The organism is Mycobacterium sp., from assembly GCF_032162105.1.
Classification (GTDB): Bacteria; Actinomycetota; Actinomycetes; order Mycobacteriales; family Mycobacteriaceae; genus Mycobacterium.
This window is the reverse complement of record NZ_JAVRPS010000452.1, coordinates 1-6,314: the sequence shown is the minus strand read 5'-3', so window position 1 is coordinate 6,314 and position 6,314 is coordinate 1. Positions and strand designations below refer to the sequence as shown.

Genomic DNA, 6,314 nt, shown 5'->3' with positions numbered 1-6,314 from the left:
CGTGTGTCCACCCGCGCGGTACTCCCGCACGACATCGGTGAGATCGACGGTTAGTGCCACGTCATCTCTCGAGGGCGATTTCCAGACCGGGGAAGGCTCTCTCGGCAAAGCAGTCCCTGACCTTCTGACCGACCTTGCGATTCCCAGTCAGTGTGCTATTCAGGAGCGACGAAACGTGCGCATAGACGGCCTGGTTGTCTGGCGCATCCATGTGCGTGAACGGTGGCGTGCCTGCCAGCGGAACGAGGGGCAGTCCAAGGACGTCTCGCGCCGCTCTGAAGACGGGCGCATCCAACACCGCAACGAAGTGCTGAATGTCCTCGCGGATTGCCGCCGCACCCACGACGCGCAAGATCTGCACGTGTACGGCCGCCAGCTTGCGCCGGTAGCGACGCGGTATTGCCGCGGTTGCGCCGTCCCAGCACCGATCGAGGTCGTCAATCCTGTGGTGCCGCATGATGTCGTCGACAGCGATGGCGATCGGGGCAATCGGAGACTTGATGATGTCGTCCAGGTCGACGATCGTCTTGAGACCAGCAGGCGAGTTGCGGATCATGCGCAGCACGCCCGCAGGCACCTTCGCCTTCGTATCCATGACGACGAAGAAGACACTGCTCTCGTCGTAGGGGCCGTATTCCGTCTTCATGGTCACCGAATCGTTGCCCCACGTGTCTTCGAAGACCTCGCGCTCGACCTGGCGGGCGATGTTCGCAAAGGGATCGGTTCCCTCGATCTGAAAACATGCGAACCGGTCGCGAACGAGAATGGCCTTCGCCCCGAGGAATTCCCGCGTGAGCTCGTTCCGCTCGGCATCTGACAGGTCGTAGGCATATTGCTGCGGTGAGCGAGTCAGCTGCTTGCCGGCTTGCGCGTCAGACATCCTCGGCGACCGACCGATACCGGTACGCGAAACGAGCAGGGTCAGTCACTGGGCGGTGCTCCACCTTGAACGAAACGTTGATCGGCGGCCGGATCGCCACCCAAGTAACCACCCAGGCCGGATGGGTTAGTCGCGACCATGCCACCCTGCACCACCAGACGCAAGCGCCGACCGATGCGAATAGCCTCTGCATTGCCTTTGTAGCAACTGATATTTCCGGCAGGTGCGATCATCGTGTCGATGACGACACAGGAGGTGCACAGGTGGACGGTTTGGTGCCTCCATTCTCCATCGGCGCGGGCTATGCGGTGTACCGAGGCGCAACGACGGTTGGCCACGTGCATCGTCACGCCGCCTTCCAGATCGCCATCGGCATGCGGGGCGAGGCCGCCATCGTGGACGCATCGGGCATCGAGCACCGGGCAGCGGCGCTGGTCGTGGCGCCGATGGAGCCGCATTGCCTGCGGGCCATCCCTGACGTGCTGACCTACTTCGTCGAACCACATTGCGTGTTCGCCGACCGGTTGCGCGAGCACCATGGAACCGGTATCAGCGCGGCCCCCGAACTACGCGACCTGTGCGAGGACGACGTCCGCCCTCGGGGCGACGCCTTTCTGCTCGGCGGCGGGTTCCACGGCGGCGGGCACCGGTAGCGGTCGATGACGGTTCGGTAAGACTGCTGCTTTGCCCGACGGTGTCGGGGCATTGATGTGGCCCCTACCGCGCCGTATCACGTCCAACGCAGAACCTCTGCATGCCGGCCAGGTAAGGCACGATTAAAGCTCATGGCGTGTTGATGGATGCCCAACGGGTTTCAGTGGCCCTCAACGGATTCTCAGCGGTGCTGGGTGAGGCTAATTCTGTACGGGCAACTACACATAATCCAAAACCTCAAGGAGAACCACCATGCGCATGAAACTGCAGTACATCGCACTACCGTTGGCGGCGGGTGCTGCCGCGGTGGCGATCGCCGCCGCACCGACGGCATTCGCAACAGATCAGCAGTCCTGCAACGGGAACGGCTCGGGAATCGTCTGCCTGTCCGGCAATGTTCCGATCACGGCTTCCCCGCCCGATGTTCATCACCACCCCGGAGGAATGCCCGATCTGGCGGTACAGGACTTCGCGCTGGCCCTCGGCCTGGCGACGTAAACGGGCGCACCTCTACGCCCTGATCCCTGGCTGCGCGAGCTGCGGTGAACGCCCCCTTCGGGCTGTTGAGGTTGGACGGTGCGGTCTCTTTCCTAACGGATTGAGCCCCCGCCGCTCACGCACACTGAACTCTGGCAGCTTGCAGCACAATTCGATTCCAGGAGAGACCCAGGTCCCAATCGGTGTTGCCGGGTACTGCGGACTTCGTTGGCGCGACCTGGCGGCGTTGAGATGGACCGATATCGATCTCGATCTGCATCGGTGAGAGTATCTCGCGCGTACTCGGAAGAGGCGCCTCGAGGAGAAATGTCGGTTGAAAGAAGTGGGCGCCTACTACGTCGTGGTCGCGACCCTCACCAACGTGGCCAAACACGCACGAGCATCAGTTGTCGAGGTGTGCGCACAAGCCACGGGCACCAACCTTCACCTCGAGATTCGCGATGACGGAATCGGCAGCGAGGACGGACTGCCCGTGCGTGTGGATGTCGTTGAGGACCTCGGCGCCGACGCATTCGTCTACGGCACCGGCGTCATCGGGGGCACGTCCCGCAACATCACCATCCGGGCGAGTGGTCGAAACCATCCGAACAAGGGCGAGATGATGTACATCACCACCGATCCGCGCAACCTGCATGTGTTCGACACAGCAACAGGTAGTCGTCTGTCTGACTGATTCTGTGGGGGCTCAGGACCTAATTGACACTTTGTTCTCGGGACCTTCTTGACTGCTGCCGGCCCGGGCTGGTGATGCTTGCTCGCCGTGTCAGATGGAGCGCAGCCCGGTGATCGGGAGTGGTTGGTAGAGTAGTGGTTTCGAACTGCTCTGGAGGTGTTGGAGGGGTCGCCGGTCAGTGAGGTGGCTGTCCGGTACGGGCGCCAGGCGCCCCCGAATCCAATTCGAGTGTCATTCCTGGCACTGTCAACCGGGTCAAGCGCCCCTAACGTCGAGCAGCTCCCCAAACCGCACATACCCCTGGGGAATAACGCGACCGTGGACAACCGCGGTCAGGTGATGGGGAGTGTGTCGTCACGCAATCGAAGAACTCGCTTGGGGTGGCAACGAGCATTCCAGCTAACCACCATGCGGGAGTTCCGGTTCTCCTCAACAAATTTGGTGGCTAGCACCGACGACAAAGCTGCCCGCTTCGAGCAGTCTTGAGATACATACCGAGGCGAAAAAGCATGTGGAGGAAACGATGACTACGGTCAGCGCAGGCCGCTCGACGCGCAGCCGACGGCGGGCGCACCCGGCGGCAGGAACCGCGGCAGCCATGGTGGCCGCAGCTGCGGTCGGTGTCGGCGCACAGTTCATCGGTATCACTCCGCCGGCTAGTGGTACCTCGCCGTACTGCGCCGGGGATTACCAGCGCCTACGGCCCGGCGCGGATCGGCTGCTCACACATCGCCTTGACCCGCTCGTCCCATACGGACTCGCGACGTGGAATTCCGGAATGTCGTCCGGGCCAGTCGCCAGCCCGCACACCGGCGGCGCCGTCTGACCCGATGCTTGCCCGAGCTGACGCGAGTACGCCGCCGGGACCCGATTTTCAGCCGGCATCGCCTGTAGGCGATGTCACCAAATAAGGAGAAGAATAATGAATCTGCGATACGTCGCGCCACTGGCCATCGCCGTATCCGCGGCAGCCATTGGACTGGCACCGATCGCCGCGGCCGACGCAACCGTGCAGCAGAGCCCGGGAAATGCCGAAGTCACCGCTACACCCGGGACAGCCGCGCAAGAGGCCGCCCAGAACCAACAGCCATTCGGCGGGGACTCGGGTGCCCTGCTGTACCACCACCACCGCTGACAACGACCGCGCGCTTAGGGCAGGGATGCTCTTAGTCCCGCTCTAAGCGCTATGGTTTTGGGGCGCAGGGCAAGCCGGGACGCTGATGACGCTGCACTGAGCCTGCCCCCGAACTGTGGACATCGAGATGGCGGGATGGCGATCTAGGGCTCGACGCCGGCGAGCCACGCGAAGAACTCGGCAGCGGAGAACACGGGCTTGCCCCACTCAAGTGCCTTGCGCGCCTTGCCGGACTGGCTGCCGACCTCGGCGGTGATCAGAACCTCGCAGCGCGTCTTCGTCACCGACGGCACTGGCAAGAGCCCCGCCGAAGTGGCCAGGCGCCGCATCTCGTCGCGCTCGACCACCCGGCCCTGCGCGTCTTCGGCAGTGCCGGTGAAGCACACGCGGGCACCCGGCACCAGGGCGGCGGCGATGTCGTCGCCGACGATCGCGGACTCCACCGAGTCGTCGATGATCGCGACGCCCAACAGCTCTTCGACTTGGCGCAGGCGCGCCACGGACTCCGTGGTCAGGGGTGCCCGCACCGCGGCGCCCCTCAACTGGTCGGCTACCGAGTATCGGGCCGCCGAGTGCCACGGCGTATCCGCGCCTGCACCGTCGCCCGCCGCCCAAGAGGCGCCATGTCCCAGCAGTGTCGCGCCGACGCCACGGCTGACGTCGAGTAGTGCCGACAAGCCTGGCAGGTGAACCGACGCCGGGGTCGCCACGTCGGGGGTACGACTGACGAGATGTCCCGAGAACGATTCTCCAGGGTCGGGTTCGTCGAAAGCCGATGATGCCGAATCCCCTGAGCCCGAACGGGAGAACGCGTCGAGCGCGGCGCGGGCCCGCTCGAGCGCCGCGCCGGCCGCCAACCCACGGTGGTGCTCGGCGCCGAGCACCGAGCGCGGCACGTCCGCACCCAGCGGCAGGGCCACGACGAGCCCGAGACGCTTGAGTTCGAAGTCGATGAGGCCGAGCGTGTCATCGATCCCGACGCCGACCGGTGTGCAGCCGGCCAGCATCGGCGCGATGACCTCCCACGCCTCGGCCAACGTCGGAGCGAGCAGCACGTCGGAGACGGTGATGCCGTAGGACTGCCTGGCATCGGCGAGATCCCGTTGTGGGTTGATCAGGGTGCTGACCGCGGTGCCGTCGTCGAACGCGACCGCGAGCTCCACCGGCCGGGGCCGCGATATCCGGCCTTCGTCCCCGACGGTGAGAATGCCGATCCCGCAGTACCGGCGGGATCGTTCGTCGGCGACCGCCTGACGCAGGAACCGGACGACGCGCTTGTCGGTCTTCAGATCCTTCGGTAGCACCGGACGTTTGAGCACGAGCCCGTTCATCGACGTGCACCGGCTGAGCGCGACGTAGAGCTGGCCGAACGAGAACATGCCGCCGCTGAGGTCGACGACCATGCGCTCGAGCGTCTGGCCCTGGCTCTTGTGGATGGTGATCGCCCACGCCAACTTGAACGGCAGCTGCGTGTAGGTGCCGATGACCTCGCGGCGCAGCGACCCACCGTCGACCACCGGCCTGGTCGCCTCCCAGGTGAAGGGCCTGACGTCCGCGGCGTCGCCGTTGGTGAACTCGACGGTGACGACCAGCCCGTCGTCCATCCTGGCGGCGGTCACCCGACCGAGCGTGCCGTTGACCCACCGATCGAACTGGTCGTTGTTCAGCATCATGATCTGCGCGCCGACCTTGAACCGCAGCTCGTCCTCCACCGGCGGATCGAACAGACTGAGGTCGCCGGATCGCCTGGCGAGGTAGGTGATCTCGTCGCCGGGCAACCGCTCCAGGCGCTGCCGATTCCTGGCGGTCACCAGTCGGTTGGTCGGCGCCAGCGTGAGCCAGAACTCGTCGTCGGGTGGGACGAAGTCCGGGTCCGTGCGCGCGTTCAGCTGGTCACGTGCATGACCGACCAGGACACCTTCGCGAATCTCGTTGAGAATCGCCGTCATTCGGTCATCGCCCCGTTGGCGGAACACCGTGGTGAGAGCCACCGTCGGGAACTCCTCGGACCGAAAGCTGTCGGCAGAGAAGAAGTACGGGGTGGCGTAACGGGCGTTCAGGTACGCGGCCTCGGCCTCGTGGACCACGGGCGGCAGCTGGTAGAGGTCGCCGACCAGCACGATCTGGACGCCGCCGAACGGAGTGCCGGGCACGGGACCGAATCGCATCAGTGCCGCGGCCACCTGGTCGAACAGGTCGGCGCGCACCATCGATGCCTCGTCGACGATCAAGGTATCGAGCGAGCCGAGGATCTTCGCGAACCGGCCGGGGTAGTACCGGCCGGTGCGGACGTCGTCGAGACTTGTCGTCGTCGAGAAGCTGAACAGCCGGTGGATGGTGTAGCCGTCGACGTTCAGTGCGGCGATGCCGGTGGGCGCGACGACGACGACGTTGCGGTCGGTCTCGGAGATGAATCGACGGATCAGCGTCGACTTGCCCGTGCCCGCCTTGCCGGTGAGGAACACGTGCCGTCC

At 65.0% G+C, this 6,314-nt stretch carries 8 protein-coding genes; 5 read left to right on the top strand and 3 right to left on the bottom strand.

Features of this window, described 5'->3' with window-relative positions:
- Positions 1-61: 61 nt before the first annotated feature.
- Positions 62-880 carry a hypothetical protein gene (locus tag QOC69_RS23300; protein ID WP_526444034.1) on the bottom strand — a complete coding sequence of 273 codons (819 nt, stop codon included), beginning with the start codon at positions 878-880 and terminating at the stop codon, positions 62-64.
- Positions 881-921: 41 nt separating this feature from the next.
- Complete coding sequence (locus tag QOC69_RS23295) at positions 922-1,113, bottom strand: hypothetical protein (RefSeq protein ID WP_526444032.1); 192 nt, start codon at positions 1,111-1,113, stop codon at positions 922-924.
- A 30-nt stretch (positions 1,114-1,143) separates the two neighbouring features.
- Here QOC69_RS23295 and QOC69_RS23290 point away from each other — a divergent pair, with 30 nt between their 5' ends.
- The 5 genes from QOC69_RS23290 (at position 1,144) to QOC69_RS23270 (ending at position 3,840) form a co-directional block, all read left to right on the top strand.
- On the top strand, positions 1,144-1,533 hold the full coding sequence (locus tag QOC69_RS23290) for a hypothetical protein (RefSeq protein ID WP_526444030.1): 390 nt from the start codon (positions 1,144-1,146) through the stop codon (positions 1,531-1,533).
- A 253-nt stretch (positions 1,534-1,786) separates the two neighbouring features.
- Positions 1,787-2,032 carry a hypothetical protein gene (locus tag QOC69_RS23285; protein ID WP_526444028.1) on the top strand — a complete coding sequence of 82 codons (246 nt, stop codon included), beginning with the start codon at positions 1,787-1,789 and terminating at the stop codon, positions 2,030-2,032.
- 313 nt (positions 2,033-2,345) lie between these two features.
- Positions 2,346-2,705, top strand: a complete 360-nt coding sequence (locus tag QOC69_RS23280; protein ID WP_526444026.1) for a hypothetical protein — start codon at positions 2,346-2,348, stop codon at positions 2,703-2,705.
- Between the two features lie 523 nt (positions 2,706-3,228).
- Entirely contained in the window at positions 3,229-3,531 is a 303-nt protein-coding gene (locus QOC69_RS23275) for a hypothetical protein (protein WP_526444024.1), read from the top strand.
- Positions 3,532-3,627: 96 nt separating this feature from the next.
- Positions 3,628-3,840 (top strand): hypothetical protein, encoded by a 213-nt coding sequence (locus QOC69_RS23270; protein WP_526444022.1) that lies wholly within the window; start codon positions 3,628-3,630, stop codon positions 3,838-3,840.
- 143 nt (positions 3,841-3,983) lie between these two features.
- On the opposite strand, the gene QOC69_RS23265 is transcribed toward QOC69_RS23270, so the two are convergent.
- On the bottom strand, positions 3,984-6,314 hold a 2,331-nt coding region (locus QOC69_RS23265), incomplete at its 5' end, for an AAA family ATPase (protein ID WP_526444020.1).